The organism is Streptomyces sp. NBC_00029, from assembly GCF_045160505.1.
GTDB lineage: Bacteria > Actinomycetota > Actinomycetes > Streptomycetales > Streptomycetaceae > Streptomyces.
The window spans coordinates 5,310,493-5,330,514 of record NZ_CP108292.1 but is presented as its reverse complement, the minus strand read 5'-3'; the positions used below and the strand labels follow the sequence as shown (position 1 = coordinate 5,330,514).

General features: G+C 70.2%; 17 protein-coding genes. 6 read left to right on the top strand and 11 right to left on the bottom strand.

Annotation, left to right across the window (positions count from 1 at the left end):
• The first annotated feature begins 214 nt into the window (after positions 1–214).
• Both rarD and OG753_RS24975 read left to right on the top strand, forming a co-directional pair.
• Complete coding sequence (rarD, locus tag OG753_RS24980; RefSeq protein WP_327263918.1) at positions 215–1,159, top strand: EamA family transporter RarD; 945 nt, start codon at positions 215–217, stop codon at positions 1,157–1,159.
• 228 nt (positions 1,160–1,387) lie between these two features.
• Positions 1,388–2,704: a M28 family metallopeptidase gene (locus tag OG753_RS24975; protein WP_327263917.1), complete on the top strand. Its 1,317-nt coding sequence runs from the start codon at positions 1,388–1,390 to the stop codon at positions 2,702–2,704.
• Positions 2,705–2,770: 66 nt separating this feature from the next.
• On the opposite strand, the gene OG753_RS24970 is transcribed toward OG753_RS24975, so the two are convergent.
• From OG753_RS24970 to OG753_RS24955, 4 genes are all read right to left on the bottom strand, one after another.
• Positions 2,771–3,187, bottom strand: coding sequence for a hypothetical protein (locus OG753_RS24970; protein WP_327263916.1), 417 nt, complete (start codon positions 3,185–3,187; stop codon positions 2,771–2,773).
• Complete coding sequence (locus tag OG753_RS24965; protein ID WP_229337077.1) at positions 3,184–3,387, bottom strand: ribbon-helix-helix domain-containing protein; 204 nt, start codon at positions 3,385–3,387, stop codon at positions 3,184–3,186. Before OG753_RS24965 ends, OG753_RS24970 begins: the two co-directional genes overlap by 4 nt.
• Positions 3,388–3,515: 128 nt before the next feature.
• The gene (locus tag OG753_RS24960) at positions 3,516–4,730 is read right to left on the bottom strand and encodes a LolA family protein (RefSeq protein WP_405790205.1); all 1,215 of its coding nucleotides are present in this window, start codon (positions 4,728–4,730) and stop codon (positions 3,516–3,518) included.
• Between the two features lie 222 nt (positions 4,731–4,952).
• Positions 4,953–5,963, bottom strand: a complete 1,011-nt coding sequence (locus OG753_RS24955; protein WP_327263914.1) for a polyprenyl synthetase family protein — start codon at positions 5,961–5,963, stop codon at positions 4,953–4,955.
• Between the two features lie 211 nt (positions 5,964–6,174).
• Here OG753_RS24955 and OG753_RS24950 point away from each other — a divergent pair, with 211 nt between their 5' ends.
• The gene (locus OG753_RS24950) at positions 6,175–7,671 is read left to right on the top strand and encodes a peptide MFS transporter (RefSeq protein WP_327263913.1); all 1,497 of its coding nucleotides are present in this window, start codon (positions 6,175–6,177) and stop codon (positions 7,669–7,671) included.
• Positions 7,672–7,729: 58 nt separating this feature from the next.
• Positions 7,730–9,733, top strand: a complete 2,004-nt coding sequence (locus OG753_RS24945) for a CocE/NonD family hydrolase (RefSeq protein WP_405790202.1) — start codon at positions 7,730–7,732, stop codon at positions 9,731–9,733.
• A 76-nt stretch (positions 9,734–9,809) separates the two neighbouring features.
• Here the strand turns inward: OG753_RS24945 and OG753_RS24940 are convergent, their stop codons facing one another.
• Positions 9,810–10,628, bottom strand: a complete 819-nt coding sequence (locus tag OG753_RS24940; RefSeq protein ID WP_327263911.1) for an HAD family hydrolase — start codon at positions 10,626–10,628, stop codon at positions 9,810–9,812.
• 338 nt (positions 10,629–10,966) lie between these two features.
• On the opposite strand from OG753_RS24940, the gene fahA reads away from it, so the two are divergent.
• A complete protein-coding gene (fahA, locus tag OG753_RS24935; RefSeq protein ID WP_405790200.1) occupies positions 10,967–12,190 on the top strand; it encodes a fumarylacetoacetase in 1,224 nt (407 codons plus the stop codon).
• Between the two features lie 181 nt (positions 12,191–12,371).
• On the top strand, positions 12,372–12,989 hold the full coding sequence (locus OG753_RS24930; protein WP_405790198.1) for a hypothetical protein: 618 nt from the start codon (positions 12,372–12,374) through the stop codon (positions 12,987–12,989).
• Between the two features lie 159 nt (positions 12,990–13,148).
• Here the strand turns inward: OG753_RS24930 and nuoN are convergent, their stop codons facing one another.
• Genes nuoN through nuoI form a run of 6 tightly spaced genes read right to left on the bottom strand, consistent with a single transcriptional unit; the run spans position 13,149 to position 20,022 of the window.
• Positions 13,149–14,804, bottom strand: a complete 1,656-nt coding sequence (gene nuoN / locus OG753_RS24925) for an NADH-quinone oxidoreductase subunit NuoN (protein WP_327263908.1) — start codon at positions 14,802–14,804, stop codon at positions 13,149–13,151.
• A complete protein-coding gene (locus OG753_RS24920) occupies positions 14,801–16,393 on the bottom strand; it encodes an NADH-quinone oxidoreductase subunit M (protein ID WP_327263907.1) in 1,593 nt (530 codons plus the stop codon). Before OG753_RS24920 ends, nuoN begins: the two co-directional genes overlap by 4 nt.
• 1 nt (position 16,394) lies before the next feature.
• On the bottom strand, positions 16,395–18,290 hold the full coding sequence (nuoL, locus tag OG753_RS24915; RefSeq protein WP_383197874.1) for an NADH-quinone oxidoreductase subunit L: 1,896 nt from the start codon (positions 18,288–18,290) through the stop codon (positions 16,395–16,397).
• 9 nt (positions 18,291–18,299) lie between these two features.
• Positions 18,300–18,599 carry an NADH-quinone oxidoreductase subunit NuoK gene (gene nuoK, locus OG753_RS24910; RefSeq protein WP_030653455.1) on the bottom strand — a complete coding sequence of 100 codons (300 nt, stop codon included), beginning with the start codon at positions 18,597–18,599 and terminating at the stop codon, positions 18,300–18,302.
• On the bottom strand, positions 18,596–19,402 hold the full coding sequence (locus OG753_RS24905) for an NADH-quinone oxidoreductase subunit J (RefSeq protein ID WP_327263905.1): 807 nt from the start codon (positions 19,400–19,402) through the stop codon (positions 18,596–18,598). Before OG753_RS24905 ends, nuoK begins: the two co-directional genes overlap by 4 nt.
• On the bottom strand, positions 19,399–20,022 hold the full coding sequence (gene nuoI, locus OG753_RS24900; protein ID WP_327263904.1) for an NADH-quinone oxidoreductase subunit NuoI: 624 nt from the start codon (positions 20,020–20,022) through the stop codon (positions 19,399–19,401). The genes OG753_RS24905 and nuoI overlap by 4 nt, the downstream gene beginning before the upstream one ends.

Below are 20,022 nucleotides of genomic sequence, written 5' to 3'. Positions count from 1 at the left end.
ATCCGGGCTCCGTCTCGTTTTCGGCGAGGTGCGGGACACGGGCCCGGCCCCCGCACGGCCCCCGGATGGATGGCACCCGCATACCCCCGCAGCGCCCCTCCGGCCCGCCCGCCCAGAAAGATGTCATGAGTATCTCCCGGTTACGGGCATGACATCTGGGCCGTACGGCGTTACCTTCGTGAAAGTTGGCTGGAAAGCGCACAGGAGGCCCCCCGTGAAGGCAGAGAACGAGCAGCGCACGGGTTTGCTCTACGGATTCGGCGCGTACGGGATGTGGGGGCTGGTGCCCCTCTTCTGGCCGCTCCTGAAGCCCTCCGGCGCCGTCGAGATCCTCGCCCACCGCATGGTGTGGTCCCTGGCCGTGGTCGGTCTGGCGCTGCTCGCGCTGCGCCGCTGGGGCTGGATACGGGAGCTGCTGCGCCAGCCCCGCAAGCTCGGCCTGACCACCCTGGCCGCTTCGGTCATCACCGTGAACTGGGGCCTGTACATCTGGGCCGTGAACAACGGGCACGTGGTCGAGGCCAGCCTGGGCTACTTCATCAATCCGCTGGTCAGCATCGCGATCGGCGTCCTGGTGCTCGGTGAGCGGCTGCGCCGCGCGCAGTGGGTGGCGGTCGGCCTGAGCTTCGCCGCCGTACTGGTGCTCGCCATCGGCTACGGGCGGCCTCCGTGGATCTCGCTGATCCTGGCCTTCTCCTTCGCCACGTACGGGCTGATCAAGAAGAAGCTCAACATGGGCGGCCTGGAGTCGCTGGCCGCCGAGACCGCCGTCCTGTTCCTGCCCGCCCTCGGATACGTCCTGTGGCTCGGCGTGCAGGGCCAGTCCACCTTCGCCTCGCACGGCGTCGGCCACTCGCTGCTGCTGGCCGCGACGGGGCTGGTCACGGCCGTCCCGCTGGTGTTCTTCGGGATGGCCGCGATCCGGGTCCCGCTGTCCACGCTGGGGCTGCTGCAGTACATGGCTCCGGTGTTCCAGTTCGGGCTCGGCGTCCTGTACTTCCACGAGGCCATGCCGCCCGAGCGCTGGGCGGGCTTCTCCCTGGTGTGGGCCGCGCTCGCGATCCTCACCTGGGACGCGCTGCGTACGGCGCGGCGCTCCCGGATCAGGCTGGAGGCGGCGCCGTCCGTCGTGGCGGCACCGGCCCGCGAACCCGCGTAACGGGTGCGTGCCGGCGGGCACGCACCAGCAAACCCTTCGCACCCTCGATCCCCGGTACGGGCCACCCGTACCGGGGATCGTCCGTTTTCCGAACGACCATGACCGGATTGCAGTCTTGACGGACAGTCATACTCTCGCTGAACATCAGGCTCGCACTGACGCACTAACGCTCACTTGCTCTATCCCCACTCGTTCCGTCATGTCCCCGCGGAATCCCGGAGCCCCCACATGAGCCTGTCCGTCTCCCGGCGCCTTGCTGCCGTGACCGCGTTCGCGGTCGCCGGCCTGTTCGCCTCCACCGCCCCCGCCGCACTCGCCGCCCCCACGGCGGTCAACGCGGCGCCGACTCCGCCCGACATACCGCTGGCCAACGTCAAGGCCCACCTGTCGCAGCTCTCGACGATCGCCGCCAACAACGGCGGGAACCGCGCCCACGGCCGGGCCGGCTACAAGGCCTCGATCGACTACGTGAAGGCCAAGCTCGACGCGGCCGGCTTCACCACCACCCTGCAGACCTTCACCTCCAGCGGCGCCACCGGCTACAACCTGATCGCCGACTGGCCGGGCGGCGACCCGAACTCGGTCCTGATGGCCGGCGCACACCTGGACTCGGTGACCTCGGGCGCGGGCATCAACGACAACGGCTCCGGCAGCGCCGCCGTCCTGGAGACGGCCCTCGCCGTGTCCCGGGCCGGCCTGCAGCCCACCAAGCACCTGCGCTTCGGCTGGTGGGGGGCGGAGGAGCTGGGCCTGGTCGGCTCGAAGTACTACGTCAACAACCTGCCGACCGCCGAGCGGGCCAAGTTCGCCGGGTACCTGAACTTCGACATGATCGGTTCGCCGAACCCGGGCTACTTCGTCTACGACGACGACCCGACGATCGAGCAGACCTTCAAGAACTACTACGCGGGCCTCGGCGTCCCGACCGAGATCGAGACCGAGGGCGACGGCCGCTCCGACCACGCCTCCTTCAAGAACGTGGGCATCCCCGTCGGCGGCCTGTTCACCGGCGCCAGCAACACCAAGTCCGCCGCCCAGGCGCAGAAGTGGGGCGGCACCTCCGGTCAGGCCTTCGACCGCTGCTACCACTCCTCCTGCGACAGCACGACGAACATCAACGACACCGCCCTGGACCGCAACTCCGACGCCGTCGCCTACGCGATCTGGACGCTCGGGGCGGCCACCCCGGTCCCGCCCGGCCCGTCCTTCGAGAACACGGCGGACGTGAGCATCCCGGACTCCCCCGCGGCCGCGGTGACCTCGTCGATCACGGCCTCCGGTGTGACGGGCAACGCGCCCGCGACCACCAAGGTCGACGTGAACATCGTCCACACCTACCGCGGTGACCTGGTGGTCGACCTGCTCGCCCCCGACGGCACCGTCTACAACCTGCACAACCGCAGCGGCGGCAGCGCCGACAACCTCGTCCAGACGTACACCGTCAACGCCTCCAGCGAGGTGGCCAACGGGGTCTGGAAGCTCCGGGTCAAGGACGGGGCGGCGCAGGACGTCGGCTACATCAACAGCTGGAAGATCACCTTCTAGCGGTACCCCGCCGACTGCCCGGACCTCCAGGAGCTCCGGCACGATCCCACCGGACCGTGCCGGAGCTCAGGCGTCCTCGGCGCGGGCCCGTGACGACGCCCGGAGCGGCTCCTGGATCCGGGCGCGCAGCTCCTCGGCCACGGCCGCGATGTCCGCGCGGCCCAGCTTCGCCGCCTCCACCAGATCCCCCAGCTCCTCCGGCGAGGGGAGCTGCCTGGCCCCGGCCACGCGCAGGTACGAGCGGGTCGCGGCGGCCGCGTAGAACTCGTTCATCGGGGATTCCAGGGCGGGGCACACCGCGAGGGTGTGCAAAAACGCGGCGGCCCGCCACGCGGTGTCCGGGGCGGGCTGTTCGGGCACCAGAACGAGGTCGTTCTGGTGCCGGGCGACGGCGGCGGCCACCCCGGAGGGATCCCACACGGCGGGATCGGACGGGAGATGGTGGGCCAGAGCGGTCCAGGCCCACTCCATGGTGATCTTCAATTGCCGAACCGCTCCTGGAAGTAACTCCAGTGGTCGGCGAACTCCTCTATGCCGGAGAGGAAGTTCTTCCGGTCCTCGTCGAGTTCTCGTTCGGTGACCTCGGTGATCAGCGCGGTGACCGTCGTCCCCAGCGCCGCCGCACGTGCCTTCAGGCGTTCGTGGAACTCTTCGTCCAGGCGGATGGTGACGTGTCTCGACATGTCCAACACCGTACAGCGGGTGTGCTGTACGGGGTGCGGGAATGCCGCAAGGGTGGGCAGGGACACAGTCCCGGCCCACCCTTGCGGCGCCTGCGCGTCGTGCGCCCCCCGTACGACCGCCCGGGCGGCTACTTGTTGGCGTCGGCCGCCTTCACCAGCGCGTCCTTGGTGACCGCACCGACGTAGACCTTGCCGTCGTCCGTGATCAGGGCGTTGACCAGGCGGGTCGACAGGACACGGCCTTCGCCGAACTTCCCGTTGACCTTGTCCCCGAGGGAGTCGAGGAACTGCTTGGCCTCCTTCGGGGCGTTCTTGTCGTTCTCCAGGTCCTTCAGGCTGCGGCCCTCGCCCGAGTCGATGCGCGCGATGGTCGACCAGCCCTCGCCGAGCACCTTCACGTCGCCCTTGCCGCCCGCGCCGCCGGCCAGGTCACCGAGGCCCGGGAAGGACTCCAGCGCCTTCCAGTGCTCGTCCGCGCCGCCCTTGCCCTTGTCCGCCCCGTCCACGCCCTCGGTCACCTTGGCGCCCTTGGGCACGGTGAAGGCGAAGGTGTCCGCGGCCGGCTTGGCGAAGTCCACCTTGGTGAAGCCGGCGTCCACGATCGGCTTGCCGCCCTGCGCGGAGAGCAGCTGCACGCGCAGCGGCACGCCGTTCTTGGCGTCCACCGCGATCTGGACCGAGCCGACGGTGGAGCCGCTCTGCTTGGGCTTGAGCACCAGCTGGTAGGCGTCGCGCCCGGCCACCTGCGCGGTCCCGCCCACACTGACGTCCGTGGTGGGGCCGGCGGCCGCCAGGATCTCCTCGGCCAGCTTCTGCGGCGAGGCGGCGAGGCGGTCGCCGGTCTTGTGGTCCTTGCCGCCGTCCTTGCCCTTGCCCGCCTCGGCGTTCTTCTCGTGGAAGACCTCGTTCGACTTGGAGTCGTAGCCCCACACGTCGTCGCCGTTGTGGATGAGGCTGTACTCGTCCTTGCCGTCGAGGAAGGTCAGCCGCTGACGGTCCGGGCCGTCGGCCGCGACGCGCAGGGTGTGGCTGCCGTTCGCCAGCTGCGCGACCTTGTCCTCCGGGTTGGCGGAGCCGCCCGCCACGCCACCGCCGCCGAGCAGCCCGCTGGCGATCTTCGGCAGACCGAGGTCGGTGGTGATCCGGGCGGTACCGGACAGCTGCTGAACGTCCGATGCGGCGACCTTCTCGATGAGCTGCTGCGCCGTCACCTTCGGCAGGTCGGGCCCGCCGGCGTTGGCGAAGGCCGGGACCATCGCAACGGTCGCCGCGGCCACACCCGCCACCGCTACCGGTACGGCGTACCGGGCGGCCTTGCGAGAAGTCTTGGTGTTCGGTGCCATGTCAGTGCCCTGCCCTCTGTGTCGACTGCGGTGACCACCGTGTCGCCGCGCTCACCCGATCTGGTGGGGTTTGATGACTCCATCTGACCAAATCGGCGGCCCCGGGGCGTCAGTCCCCGGACGCAACTCGGTGTACGCCCGTGGGATGACATGAAAAGGGCCCCCCTCCCCCGACCCGTAGGGGTCGCCGGGGCGGAAGGGCCCGTTCCGATACAGCGGCCGCTATCCGGCGCGGTGGACCACGGCGTCGCAGAGCTCTTCGAGCGCCGACTTGGCGAAGCACTCCGGCAACGGGGCGAGCATGGCGCGCGCGTCCTCGGCGTACTGGATGGTGTCGCGGCGGGCCCGCTCCAGGGCGGGGTGCGCCCGCAGCCGGGTGAGCACCTCGGCGTGTCGGGCGTCGTCCGTCAGGTCCCCGTCCAGGAGCTCCACGAGCTCCAGGTCGGCCGGGTCGCCGCCCTGGGCCGCCATCTCGCGCAGCCGCAGTACGGGCAGCGTCGGGATGCCCTCGCGCAGGTCGGTGCCCGGGGTCTTGCCGGACTCGTGGGCGTCGGAGGAGATGTCGAGGACGTCGTCGGCGAGCTGGAAGGCGGTGCCGAGCCGCTCGCCGTACTGGGTGAGGATGTCGACGACCGACTCGTCGGCGCCGGACATCAGCGCGCCGAAGCGGCCGGAGACCGCGATCAGCGAGCCGGTCTTGCCGGCGATGACGTCGAGGTAGTGGGCGACGGGGTCGCGGCCGTCGCGCGGGCCGGCCGTCTCCAGGATCTGGCCCGTCACCAGCCTTTCGAAGGCTTCGGCCTGGATGCGTACGGCCTCCGGCCCGAGGTCGGCCAGGATGTGCGAGGCACGGGCGAACAGGAAGTCACCCGTGAGGACGGCCACCGAGTTGCCCCAGCGGGCGTTGGCGCTCTCCACCCCGCGGCGCACGTCCGCCTCGTCCATGACGTCGTCGTGGTAGAGCGTCGCGAGGTGCGTGAGCTCGACCACGACGGCGGACGGCACGATGCCGGGCGCGTACGGGTCACCGAACCGGGAGGCGAGCATCACCAGCAGCGGCCGGAACCGCTTGCCTCCGGCCCGGACCAGGTGCTGTGCGGCCTCGGTGATGAAGGGGACTTCGCTCTTGGTGGCTTCCAGCAGACCCGCCTCGACGGCGGCCAGTCCGGCCTGGACATCGGTCTCAAGAGCCTGGTCCCGCACGCTCAGTCCGAACGGCCCGACGACGGTCACGAGGGGTACTCCTGTCTGCTGACGATCACGCTGACGATCACATGGATTGTCGATGTGTCGCTGCCATCACTCAAGCCAGCGTATCGGGTCTGTTTTCGATCACCGAGAGCGCCTTCCCGGCCACCACCCGCGCACTGCCCGATGTACACCGGTATGTTCTGAAGGAGACGAAGCGACCGGAGAATGCGTTTTGCCCAGAACTGCGACCGATATGGACGAGCCCGCGGATCCGGAGGCCGACCGGCCGCCACCCGGTGACGACCGTGCCTTCCTGGGCCACCCCCGGGGACTGGCCACGCTCTCCGGACTGGAGGTCTGGGAGCGCTTCTCGTTCCTGGGCATGCAGGCCATTCTCGTCCTCTATTTCGCGGACACGGTGGCGAACGGCGGCCTGGGCATGGACCCGGGCACCGCCGCCTCCGTCTCGGCGGCCTACGGGACCATGGTCTACCTCGTCTCCGTCGCCGGCGGGTGGCTCGCCGACCGCATCCTCGGTTCGTACCGGGCCGTGCTCTGGGGCGGCATCCTGATCGCCTGCGGCCACTACGCCATGGCCGTGCCGACGGCCGCCATGACCTGGGCCGGTCTCGGCCTGATCAGCGCGGGCACCGGGCTGCTCAAGCCGAACGTGGCCAGCATGGTCGGCAAGCTCTACCGGACGGACGACGACCGGCGCGACGCGGGCTTCGCCCTCTACTACATGGCCATCAACATCGGCGCGTTCGCCGGACCGCTGATCACCGGCTGGCTCGGCGAGCACGAGGGCTGGCACTGGGGCTTCTCCGCCGCCGCCATCGGCATGACCGCGGGCCTGGTCCAGTACGTCCTGGGGCGCCGCCATCTGGCCGGACGAAAGCACTCCGCCGAGTACGCCCTCGCCCCGGACGCGATGCGCCGCGCCGTGTGGCGGATCACCGGCGGCTGCCTCGCCCTCGCCGCGCTGGCCACCCTTCTGGCGGGCACCGGCCTGTTGACCATGGACCGCTTCGTCGACCTGCTCACCCTGGTCTCGGTGATCGCCCCGGTCGTCTACTTCGCGGTGATGTTCCGCAGCCCGAGGGTGACGCGCGAGGAGCGCGGGCGGCTTCGCCCGTACGTGGTCCTCTTCCTGGCCTCGGTCGCCTTCAACTTCATCCTCTTCCAGGCCTACTCGACGATGATGCTGCTGGCCTCCACCAACGCCGAGAGCACGATCCTGGGCTTCGACTTCCCGTCGAGCTGGTACGCCTCCGCGCTCGGCGCGTTCGAGGTGGCGCTGGCCCCGGTCGTCGCGGCGGTGTGGGCCCGGATGGGCCACCGCCAGCCGCACGCCTCCAACAAGATCGCCATCGGCGTGATCCTGGGCGGCCTGTCCTTCCTGCTGATGGTGATCCCGACCTCGGGGCACAGCGGGGACACGTACAGGATGGCCGCCTGGTGGATCGTCGGCTCGTACCTGCTGCTCGGCCTCGGCGACGTCCTGCTGGAGACCTCGGGCATGTCGGCCACCAGCAAGCTCGCGCCGAAGGCCTTCGGCAGCCAGACGATGGCGCTCTGGTTCCTCTCGCTGGCTCTGGCCAACGGCATCCAGGCGCAGGTGGTCAAGGCCTACGGCCAGGTGTCGAACCCCGTGTACTTCGGCCTCAACGGCGCCGTGGCGGTGGCGGTGGGCCTGATCGTGATGGCGATGGCGCCGTGGCTGCGGCGCACGATGCACCCCGTCCACTGAGGCCGGGTCCGAGGCGAACGTCAGGCGAACGTCCGAGGCGATTGGCGGCTGAGACCAGATGATCATCCGTACCGACTTCCCGTACGGGACCACCCACGAGGATGTCCGGATCCCGCTTCCCGACGGCGTCGAGCTGTACGCCCGGATCTGGCGCCCCGTGACGGACGAGCCGGTTCCGGCCCTGCTGGAGTACCTCCCGTACCGGCTCACCGACTGGACCGCGCCGCGCGACTGGCAGCGCCACCCCTGGTACGCGGGGCACGGCTACGCCTCCGTACGGGTGGACGTGCGCGGCCACGGCTGCAGCGGCGGCCGGCCCGGGGACGAGTACGACGCCCGCGAGCTGGCCGACGGGGTCGCGGTGGTCCAGTGGCTGGCGGCCCAGGAGTGGTGCACGGGGGCGGTGGGGATGTTCGGGATCTCCTGGGGCGGCTTCAACTCCCTGCAGATCGCGGCGCTGGCCCCCGAACCCCTGAAGGCCGTCGTCACCGTCTGCTCCACGGACGACCGCTTCGACAACGACGTGCACTACATGGGCGGCTCGGTGCTCGCCGTGGACATGCACGCGTGGGCGGCGACCATGCTGGCCTTCGCCTCCCGGCCGCCGGACCCGCAGTTCGTCGGGGACGGCTGGCGCCGCCAGTGGCTGGAGCGGCTGGAGGCGGTGGAGCCGCTCATCCACACCTGGCTCTCGCACCAGACCCGCGACGACTACTGGCGCCACGGGAGCGTCTGCGAGGACTACTCGGCCATCGGCGCGGCTGTGCTCGCGGTCGGCGGCTGGCACGACCCCTACCGCGACACGGTGCTGCGGCTGGTCGAACACCTGCCGTCGGCCCGGGTACGGGGCCTGATCGGGCCCTGGTCCCACCAGTACCCGGACCGCGGGCTGCCGCCCGGGCCGGCCATCGGCTTCCTGCAGGAGACCCTGCGCTGGTGGGACCACTGGCTGAAGGGAGCGGACAACGGGGTGATGGAGGAGCCGCTGCTGCGCACCTGGATCAGTGACTCGCACCCGCCCGCGACGGTCTACGACGAGCTCCCGGGGCGCTGGGTCGGCGAGAGGGCCTGGCCCTCGGCGTCCGTCATCCCCGTCCCGTACGTGTTCCAGGGCGCGCCGGTGGACGTCGCCTCCCCGCAGCACACGGGGCTGGACGCGGGCCGCTTCTTCCCCTTCGGCAACGACGCCGACCTGCCGCCGGACCAGCGGGAGGAGGACGCGAAATCGGCCTGCTTCGAGTTCCCGGTGGGGCCCAAGGAGCCGGTGGAGATCCTGGGACGGCCGTCGGTGACCCTGCGGCTGCGGCTCGACGTGCCGTACGGGCAGGTCGTGGCCCGGCTGTGCGACGTCGCCCCGGACGGCTCCTCGACGCTGGTCACGCGGGGCGCGCTGAACCTCTCCGCCCGCCGCGGCCGGGACCGGGCGCTGCCCTGGCCGGTCGGCTCGTACGAGGACGTCACCTTCGAGCTGAACGGCATCGGGCACGCCTTCGCGCCGGGGCACCGGATCCGCCTCGCCGTGTCGTCCGCGTACTGGCCGTGGATCTGGCCGCGGGCCGGGTCGGAGGCCGGCTGGACGCTGGACCCGGCCGGCAGTGCGCTGACGCTCCCGGTGCGGGCGGGGTCGGCGGCGGACGGGGGGATCGTCTTCGATCCCCCCGAGCAGTCGGCCCCGCTGGGGGTCGTCTTCCCGGCGACGCTGGACGAACCGCGCCCGGAGCGGCTGGTCGTACGGGACGTCGCGCGCGGCACGTGGCGGCTGGAGGTGGACCCGCGCTACGGGGGCACCCGGGTGTACCCGGACGGCCTGGAGTTCAGCGAGGACGCGGAGGAGGTGTACGAGATCCAGGACGCGGACGCGCTCTCGGCGCGGGCGGTGTCGCGGTGGCGGATCCGGCTCCACCGGCCGGAACGCGGCTGGGACGCGCGCGTGGAGACGCGGTCGGAGATCCGGTGCGACGAGGGCGGTTTCCTGACGTCGAACGAGGTGGTGTGCCGGGACGGGGACGAGGTGGTCTTCCACCGCACGTGGGAGCGGCGGCTGCCGCGGGCGGCGGGCTGAGCGGAACCGCCCTGGCGGGCGGCCCCGGGGCTCCGCCCCGGATCCCGCGGGCGGAGCCCCCCCCCCTGACCGCCGGTCAGCCGAAGAGTCGTTCCAGTACCACCGCGATGCCGTCGTCCTCGTTCGAAAGGGTGATCTCGTCGGCGACGGCCACCAGCTCGCGGTGGGAGTTGGCCATGGCCACCCCGTGCGCCGACCACGCGAACATCGGGATGTCGTTCGGCATGTCGCCGAAGGCGATCGTCTCGGCGGCGGACACGCCCAGCACGTCCGCCGCCCTCGCCAGCCCGCTGGCCTTGTCGATGCCCGGCGGCTGGAGTTCCACCGTGTGCTCGCCCGCCATCGTGACGTTCACCAGGTGCCCGACCACCGACCGCGCGACCCGCGTCAGCTCGTCGTCGTCCAGTTCCGGGTGCTGCAGCAGCACCTTGTTGATCGGCGCCGACCACAGGTCCGACCGGCGCGGGACGCGGACCGTGGGCAGGTGCGGGTGCCACATCCGGTAGCCGGGCCCTATCAGCATCTCCGCGTCCAGCCCCTCCTGGTTGACCGCCGCGTAGACCTCGCCGATCTCCGCCTCGATCTTGCCCAGGGCCACGTCGGCGAGCTCCCGGTCCATGGACACGGAGTGCAGCAGGAGCCCGCGCGCCGCGTCGTACACCTGCGCGCCCTGCCCGCACACCGCGAGACCCGTGTAGCCGAGCCCGTCCAGGACGTGCCGGACCTGCGGGACCGGGCGGCCGGTGACGACGATGTGCTGGGCGCCGGCCGCGCGCGCCGTGGCGAGTGCCGCGTACGAGCGCATGGAGATGGTGTCCCCGGCTTGCAGCAGAGTCCCGTCCAGGTCGGTGGCGATCAAGGCATAGGGAAGGGCCGGAGGCGGGGCGGAAGTCACGGCGCCAAGGATACGGACCCCTTTGGACAAGTCCTACAAATAGAACCCGGATCTGGCCTCACGCACGCCCCATCCGTCACTTGACGCGCTCCCGCGTCGAGCGGGACAGGGACGGGGCAGGGAAGTGCACAACCCCGACCGTAGGGCCCTCGATCAACAGCACGTACCAAAAGATCAGATATGACCGGAACTGTGGATACCTGACCACGGACGTCGTTCCGCGGTGTGTTTCATATCCGCCAGGGCAGTCGCGCTTTCCCGCGCGATCCTGAGTAGCGTGTCCCGCACCGTGTCTACCGGGACACCCCCGGACCGCGTCGAAAGCGAGGCAGTACCCCATGCCCCAGCAGAGCCCCCTCGATGTCCCCGAGGGCGACCCGTTCGGGCCGCACAACCTCCCCTACGGCGTCTTCTCGACCGCCGCGGAAGGCCGCCGCCGGATCGGCGTGCGCATCGGCGGGTACGTCCTCGACGCGGGGGCGGCTGCGGTCGCGCTCGGTTCCCCGTACGCCGGGCTGCTCGGGCAGCCCTCCCTCAACCCGCTGCTGGCCGCCGGCCGCACCGCCTGGCGCGATGTCCGCCGCGCGCTGACCGCCTGGGTCACCGACCCCGGCCACCGCCCCACGGTCGAGCCGCACCTGCTGCCGCTCGACGAGGTCACCCTGCACCTGCCGTACGAGGTCGCCGACTACGTCGACTTCTACGCGAGCGAGCACCACGCCACCAACGTCGGCAAGATGTTCCGCCCCGACGGCGACGCGCTGACGCCCAACTGGAAGCACCTCCCCATCGGCTACCACGGCCGCTCGGGCACCATCGTCGTCTCCGGCACCGACGTCGTCCGCCCCTCCGGGCAGCGCAAGGCGCCCACCGACCCGGCGCCCGTCTTCGGCCCGTCCGTCAAGCTCGACATCGAGGCCGAGGTCGGCTTCGTCGTCGGCGCCCCCTCCGAGCTGGGCACCCCGGTGCCGCTGGGCGCGTTCGAGGACCACGTCTTCGGGCTGTTCCTGCTCAACGACTGGTCGGCCCGGGACATCCAGGCCTGGGAGTACGTGCCGCTCGGCCCGTTCCTCGGCAAGTCCTTCGCCACCTCCGTCTCCGCCTGGGTCACCCCGCTGGAGGCCCTGGACGCTGCCCGCGTCACCCCGCCCGCCCGGGACTTCCCGCTCCTGCCCTACCTGGACGACGCCGCGCTCGACCGCCCCGGCGGCTTCGACCTGCACATCACCGTCTCCATCAACGGGCAGGAGGTGGCGCAGCCGCCCTTCGCCTCCATGTACTGGACGGCCGCCCAGCAGCTCGCCCACATGACCGTCAACGGCGCCTCCCTGCGCACCGGCGACGTCTACGGCTCCGGAACCGTCAGCGGTCCCGAGGTCGGCCAGCGCGGCTCGCTGCTGGAGCTCACCTGGAACGGCCGCGACGCCATCGAACTCACCGACGGCAAGCGCACCTTCCTGGAGGACGGGGACACCGTCACCCTCACCGCCTGGGCCCCCGGCCCGGACGGCACGCGCGTCGGCCTCGGCGAGGTCATCGGCCGCATCGTGGGATCGCGCTAGTCCGGCGCCGGCGGCAAACACAGTCGGCGGGGTGGCGGACCTTTCCGCCACCCCGCCGAGCCTTCTGGCCCTCACGCGATGTCAGGCGGTGGTGTCGGCACCCCGTTTGGGGGTCCGCGGCGTGCAGGGCTCGCGGGGCGCCGGGATGGTGGACGAAAGCCCGTCGACGGCAGGAGTCCCCATGTCCCCCCGTGTCCGTGTCCGCAAGGCCGCACTCGTTTTCACCGCCGCCGTGTCGCTGGGCCTGACCGCCGTGGCGCCGGCACAAGGGGTGGAGGGACCTGCGCCCGACCCACGGAACAAGCAGGCCATGCGGGACATGGCGACGGCGATCGCGGCGACGGCCAAGTACGCGGACGAGCGGGAGGCCATCAAGGACGGGTACGTCCCGCACGGTGAGGAGTGCATGACCAACCCGTTCGGGGTGGGCGCCATGAACTACCACTACGTCAAGCAGGCCAACTGGGGTTCGAAGGACCCCGCGAGGCCCACCGCGCTCCTCTACAGCAAGGACAAGGACCGCAACGGCCGCCGCAGGCTGGAGACCGTGGAGTGGATGTCCACCGACCGGGACCAGGACCTGAAGACGTCCGACGACCGGCCGAGCATGTTCGGCCTGCCCTTCGACGGCCCCATGCCGGGCCACTGGGCGGGCATGCCCAAGCACTACGACCTGCACATGTGGGCGTACAAGAAGAACCCGGCCGGCCGCTTCCACAACTGGAACCCGGCCCTGACCTGCCCGAAGAAGGCCCCCACCCCGGGCAAGCCCGCCGCCGACCACGGGCACGGCCACTAGTCCGCCCCACCCTGTGCAGTCAAGTGCCTCGCGCATATGACTCACCCATAAGGACGATCACCGCGATCAAACCGAAGGGGCTACCGGAGTAGACCCGCACACGGCCAAGGGCCCGGGTCCCCCGAAGGGGGCCGGGCCCTTGGCCGTCGCACGAACCGGTCAGCGGACGAAGGTGCTCGCCTGCCCCGCCAGGTCCAGGAAGTACTGCGGCGCCAGGCCCAGCACCAGGGTGACCGCGACGCCCACCGCGATGGTGGTCATCGTCAGCGGCGAGGGGACGGCCACCGTCGGGCCGTCGGCCTTCGGCTCGCTGAAGAACATCAGGACGATCACCCGGATGTAGAAGAACGCGGCGATCGCGGACGAGATGACACCGATCACGACCAGCACCCCGGCGCCGCTCTCCGCCGCCGCCTTGAACACGGCGAACTTGCCGGTGAAGCCCGAGGTCAGCGGGATGCCCGCGAAAGCGAGCAGGAACACCGCGAAGACGGCCGCCGTCAGCGGTGAACGCCGGCCGAGACCCGCCCACTTGGACAGGTGCGTCGCCTCGCCGCCCGCGTCCCGCACCAGCGTGACCACCGCGAAGGCACCGATCGTCACGAAGGAGTAGGCGCCCAGGTAGAAGAGGACCGACTGGACCCCTTCCGCCGAGGTCGCGATCACACCGGCCAGGATGAAGCCCGCGTGCGCGATGGAGGAGTACGCCAGCAGTCGCTTGACGTCCGTCTGGGTCACGGCGATCACCGCGCCCGCCAGCATCGTGACGATGGCCACCGCCCACATCACCGGACGCCAGTCCCAGCGCAGTCCCGGCAGGACCACGTAGAGGAGCCGCAGGAGGGCGCCGAAGGCGGCCACCTTCGTCGCCGCCGCCATGAATCCGGTGATCGGGGTCGGGGCGCCCTGGTAGACGTCCGGGGTCCACATGTGGAAGGGGACCGCGCCGACCTTGAAGAGCAGGCCCATCAGGATCAGCGCTCCGCCGATCAGCAGCAGTGCGTCGTTGCCCATGGTGGAGGCCAGCGCCGGGTCGATCTTCCCGACCGTGCCGTCGACCACGTCGGCGATCGTCGCGTACGAGACCGAGCCCGCGTACCCGTAGAGCAGCGCGATGCCGAAGAGGAGGAAGGCGGAGGAGAAGGCGCCCAGCAGGAAGTACTTCACCGCGGCCTCCTGCGACATCAGCCGCTGGCGGCGGGCGAGGGCGCAGAGCAGGTACAGCGGGAGGGAGAACACCTCGAGGGCGATGAACAGCGTCAGCAGGTCGTTGGCCGCCGGGAAGATCAGCATGCCGGCGATCGCGAACAGGGCCAGCGGGAAGACCTCGGTGGTGGTGAAGCCCGCCTTGACGGCGGCCTTCTCGCTGTCGCTGCCCGGTACGGACGCCGCCTGGGCGGCGAAGGAGTCCACCCGGTTGCCGTGCGCCGCGGGGTCCAGGCGCCGCTCGGCGAAGGTGAAGACCGCCACGACCGAGGCCAGCAGGATGGTGCCCTGCAGGAAAAGCGCCGGCCCGTCCACCGCGATGGCGCCCATCGCGGCGATGTGGGCCTTGGTGGACCCGTACCCGCCGGCCGCGAGGCCGACGACCGCGGCGAAGGCCGAGGCCAGCGCGGCGACGGTGAGGAAGATCTGCACGTAGTAACGGGACTTGCGGGGCACGAAGGCCTCGACCAGGATCCCGAGGACCGCCGCGCCCACCACGATCAGCGTGGGCGCGAGCTGTGCGTACTCGATGGTCGGTGCCGGGATCCGGTCGGCCGGTACCTCGGCCGCCAGTGTCCACAGGCTGTGGGCGGAAGTCAGTGTGCTCACTTCGCCGCCTCCCCGTTCTTGGCTTCGACGTCGACCTCGGGCTTCGGGTCGGTCTGCTTCACGTCCGACATGGTGTGCTCCACCGCCGGATTGACGATGTCGGTGAGCACCTTCGGGTATACGCCCAGCCCGATCAGCAGCGCGATCAGCGGGGCGACCACCAGCACCTCCCGCAGGCGCAGGTCCGGCATGGTGCGGACCTCCTCCTTCACGGGGCCGGTCATCGTGCGCTGGTAGAGCACCAGCGTGTAGAGCGCGGCCAGCACGATGCCGACGGTGGCGATGATGCCGACGACCGGGTACCGGGCGAACGTGCCGACCAGGACCAGGAATTCACTGACGAAGGGCGCGAGGCCCGGCAGCGAGAGGGTGGCGAGGCCGCCGATCAGGAAGGTGCCGGCGAGGACCGGGGCCACCTTCTGGACGCCTCCGTAGTCGGCGATGAGCCGCGAGCCGCGCCGCGAGATCAGGAAGCCGGCCACCAGCATCAGCGCCGCCGTCGACAGGCCGTGGTTGACCATGTAGAGGGTGGCGCCGGACTGGCCCTGGGAGGTCATCGCGAAGATGCCAAGGATGATGAAGCCGAAGTGCGAGATCGAGGCGTAGGCGACCAGCCGCTTGATGTCCCGCTGGCCGACCGCGACCAGCGCGCCGTAGATGATGCTGATCAGGGCCAGGACCAGGATCACGGGCGTGGCCCACTTGCTGGCGTCGGGGAAGAGCCCGAGGCAGAAGCGGAGCATCGCGAAGGTGCCGACCTTGTCGACGACCGCGGTGATCAGTACGGCGACCGGGGCGGTGGACTCGCCCATCGCGTTCGGCAGCCAGGTGTGCAGCGGCCACAGCGGGGCCTTCACCGCGAAGGCGAAGAAGAAGCCGAGGAACAGCAGCCGCTCGGTGTTGGTCGACATGTCGAGCGTGCCCGCGGCCCGAGCGGCGGTGATCTCCTGGAGCGAGAAGTTCCCGGCGACCACGTAGAGACCGATGACGGCCGCCAGCATGATCAGGCCGCCGACCAGGTTGTAGAGGAGGAACTTGACCGCCGCGTAGGAGCGCTGCGTGGCCGCGTTCTCGTCGGAGCCGCCGTGGGCCCGGTCCCCGAAGCCGCCGATGAGGAAGTACATCGGGATGAGCATGGCTTCGAAGAAGATGTAGAAGAGGAAGACGTCGGTGGCCTCGAAGGAGATGATCACCATCGCCTCGACCATCAGGATCAGGGCGAAGAAGCCCTGCGTCGGCCGCCACCGGGAGCTCTTGGTCTCCAGCGGGTCCGCGTCGTGCCAGCCGGCCGCGATGACGAAGGGGATCAGCAGCGCGGTGAGCCCGATGAGCACCACCCCGATCCCGTCGACGCCCAGCTCGTAGCGGACGCCGAAGTCGGCGATCCAGGAGCGGGATTCGGTGAGCTGGTAGCGGTCGCCGCTAGGGTCGAAGCGGACCGCGACGAGCACGGCCAGGGCCAGTGTCGCCAGCGAGAACAGCAGCGCGAGCCACTTGGCGGCGGTCCTGCGGGCGGCCGGGACGGCCGCCGTCAGGATCGCACCGACCGCGGGGACCGCGGCCGTCACCGTCAGAAGCGGGAAATTCATCTCACACCGCCCTCATCAGCAGGGTCGCGGCGATCAGGACCACCGTGCCCCCGAACATCGAGACCGCGTAGCTGCGGGCGTAGCCGTTCTGCAGCTTGCGCAGGCGGCCCGAGAGTCCGCCGACCGAGGCGGCCGTCCCGTTGACCACCCCGTCGACCACGCTGTGGTCGAGGTACACGAGCGAGCGGGTCAGGTGCTCCCCGCCGCGCACCAGCACGACGTGGTTGAAGTCGTCCTGGTAGAGGTCCTTGCGGGCCGCCCGGGTGAGGATCGAGCCGCGCGGGGCGACGACCGGGACGGGCTTCCTGCCGTACATCGCCCAGGCGATGGCGACGCCGATGAGGAGGACGACCATGGTGGCCGCGGTGATCGTCATGGCGCTGACCGGCGGGTGGCCGTGTTCGTAACCGGTGACGGGCTCCAGCCACTTCAGGAAGCGGTCGCCGATCTCGAAGAAGCCGCCGGCGAAGACCGAGCCGAAGGCCAGGATGACCATCGGGATGGTCATGGACTTCGGGGACTCGTGCGGGTGCGGCGGGTGGCCCTCCGCGTCCGGCTGCCAGCGCTTCTCGCCGAAGAAGGTGAGGAGCATGACGCGGGTCATGTAGAAGGCGGTGATGCCGGCGCCCAGCAGGGTCACCCCGCCGAGGATCCAGCCCTCGGTGCCGCCCTTCGCGAAGGCCGCCTCGATGATCATGTCCTTGGAGAAGAAGCCCGACAGGCCCGGGAAGCCGATGATGGCCAGGTACCCGAGGCCGAAGGTGACGAAGGTGACCGGCATGTACTTCCGCAGGGCGCCGTACTTGCGCATGTCGACCTCGTCGTTCATCCCGTGCATCACGGAACCCGCGCCGAGGAAGAGGCCTGCCTTGAAGAAACCGTGCGTCACCAGGTGCATGATCGCGAAGACGTAGCCGATGGGGCCGAGGCCCGCGGCGAGGATCATGTAGCCGATCTGCGACATCGTCGAGCCCGCCAGGGCCTTCTTGATGTCGTCCTTCGCGCAACCGACGATCGCACCGAAGAGGAGCGTGACCGCGCCCACGACAGTGACCACCAGTTGTGCGTCCGGCGCCCCGTTGAAGATGGCGGCCGAGCGGACGATCAGATACACACCGGCGGTCACCATGGTGGCCGCGTGGATCAGGGCCGAGACCGGGGTCGGGCCCTCCATCGCGTCCCCGAGCCAGGACTGCAGCGGGACCTGCGCCGACTTGCCGCAGGCGGCCAGCAGCAGCATCAGGCCGATCGCCGTCAGCGTGCCCTCCGAGGTCTCGCCGACGGAGGCCAGCACCGGCTCGAAGGCGAAGGTCCCGAAGGTCGTGAACATCAGCATGATCGCGATCGACAGGCCGATGTCGCCGACGCGGTTGACCAGGAAGGCCTTCTTCGCGGCCGTGGCCGCGCTGGGCTTGTGCTGCCAGAAGCCGATCAGGAGGTACGAGGCGAGGCCGACGCCCTCCCAGCCGAAGTAGAGCAGCAGGTAGTTGTCGGCGATGACCAGCAGCAGCATCGCCGCGACGAACAGGTTCAGGTAGCCGAAGAAGCGGCGGCGGCGCTCGTCGTGCTCCATGTACCCGATCGAGTACACGTGGATGAGCGTGCCCACCCCGGAGATCAGCAGGACGAAGGTCATCGACAGCTGGTCCAGCTGGAAGGCCATGTCCGCCTGGAAGCCCTCGACGGGGATCCAGGTGTACAGGTTCTGGGTCAGGGTCCGGTCGTCGGCCGTGCGCCCCAGCATGTCGGCGAACAGTGCGACGCCGATCCCGAAGGAGACGGCCGCGAGCAGGGTGCCGATCCAGTGACCGGCTTTGTCGAGGCGCCGGCCGCCGCACAGCAGCACCACCGCTCCGAGCAGGGGCGCTGCCACCAGCAGCGCAATCAGGTTCTCCACAGCGACCCCTTACAGCTTCATCAGGCTGGCGTCGTCGACCGAGGCCGAGTGGCGGGTACGGAACAGCGACACGATGATCGCCAGGCCCACCACGACCTCCGCGGCGGCGACGACCATCGTGAAGAACGCGATGATCTGGCCGTCGAGGTTGCCGTGCATCCGGGAGAACGCGACGAAGGCGAGGTTGCAGGCGTTGAGCATCAGCTCGACGCACATGAACAGCACGATCGCGTTCTTGCGGATCAGGACCCCGGTGGCCCCGATGGTGAACAGCAGGGCCGCCAGGTACAGGTAGTTGACCGGATTCACTTCGAGGCCTCCTCACGGCCGAGGCGCTCCGAGGAGGCCTGCTCCAGCGCCTTGAGGTCGTCGAGCGCCTCGCTGGAGACGTCCCGGATCTGGCCCCGGGCGCGCAGCGTCCTGTTGACGGTCAGCTCGGACGGGGTGCCGTCCGGCAGCAGACCGGCGACGTCCACCGCGTTGTGCCGGGCGTAGACGCCGGGCGCGGGGAGCGGCGGGAGCTGGACGCCCTCGCGGACCCGCTTCTCGGCGAGCTCGCGCTGGGTGGCGGCCCGTTCGGTGCGCTCGCGGTGGGTGAGCACCATCGCGCCGACGGCCGCGGTGATCAGCAGCGCGCCGGTGATCTCGAAGGCGAAGACATACTTGGTGAAGATCAGCTGCGCCAGGCCCTCGACGTGCCCGCCGGAATTGACCCGGCCGAGCCCGTTGAAGTGGGTGAGCCCGGCGTTGGCGATGCCGGCGATCAGCAGGGTGCCGAAGCCGAGCCCGCACAGGAGGGCCATCCAGCGCTGTCCCTTGATGGTCTCCTTCAGGGAGTCGGCGGCGGTGACGCCGACGAGCATGACCACGAAGAGGAAGAGCATCATGATCGCGCCGGTGTAGACGATGACCTGGACGACGCCCAGGAAGTACGCCCCGTTGGCGAGGTAGAAGACGGCCAGGATGATCATGGTCCCGGCCAGGCTGAGGGCGCTGTGCACGGCCTTCTTCATCAGGATCGTGGCCAGGGCGCCGATGACGGCGACCGAGCCGAGGATCCAGAACTGGACGGCCTCGCCCGTGGAGGTCATGGAGGCGGCGACGACGCTCATGCGTCCACCTCCTCGGACTGCCCGTTCTCGGGGGCGGCTTCCTCCGCGGCCTTCTCCGGGGCGACTTCGCCCTTCGAGACGGCCACTTGCCGGACCGTGCCCGGGGCGGCCCCGGTCACCAGTCCGCGGTAGTAGTCGGTGTCGTCCATGCCGGGGAAGATCGAGTGCGGTGCCTCGACCATGCCCTCGGTCAGGCCGGACAGCAGCTGCTCCTTGGTGTAGATGAGCGATTCGCGGCTGGAGTCGGCCAGTTCGAACTCGTTCGTCATGGTCAGCGCCCTCGTCGGGCACGCCTCGACGCACAGCCCGCACAGGATGCAGCGGGCGTAGTTGATCTGGTAGACGCGGCCGTACCGCTCACCCGGGGAGTAGCGCTCCTCCTCGGTGTTGTCCGCGCCCTCCACGTAGATCGCGTCGGCGGGACAGGCCCAGGCACACAGCTCGCACCCGATGCACTTCTCCAGACCGTCGGGGTGCCGGTTGAGCTGATGCCGTCCGTGGAAGCGCGGTGCGGTCGTCTTCTGCTGCTCCGGGTACTGCTCGGTGAGGCGCTTCTTGAACATGGCCTTGAAGGTCACGCCGAAGCCCGCCACCGGGTTCTGCCACTTCTCGTCGGACAT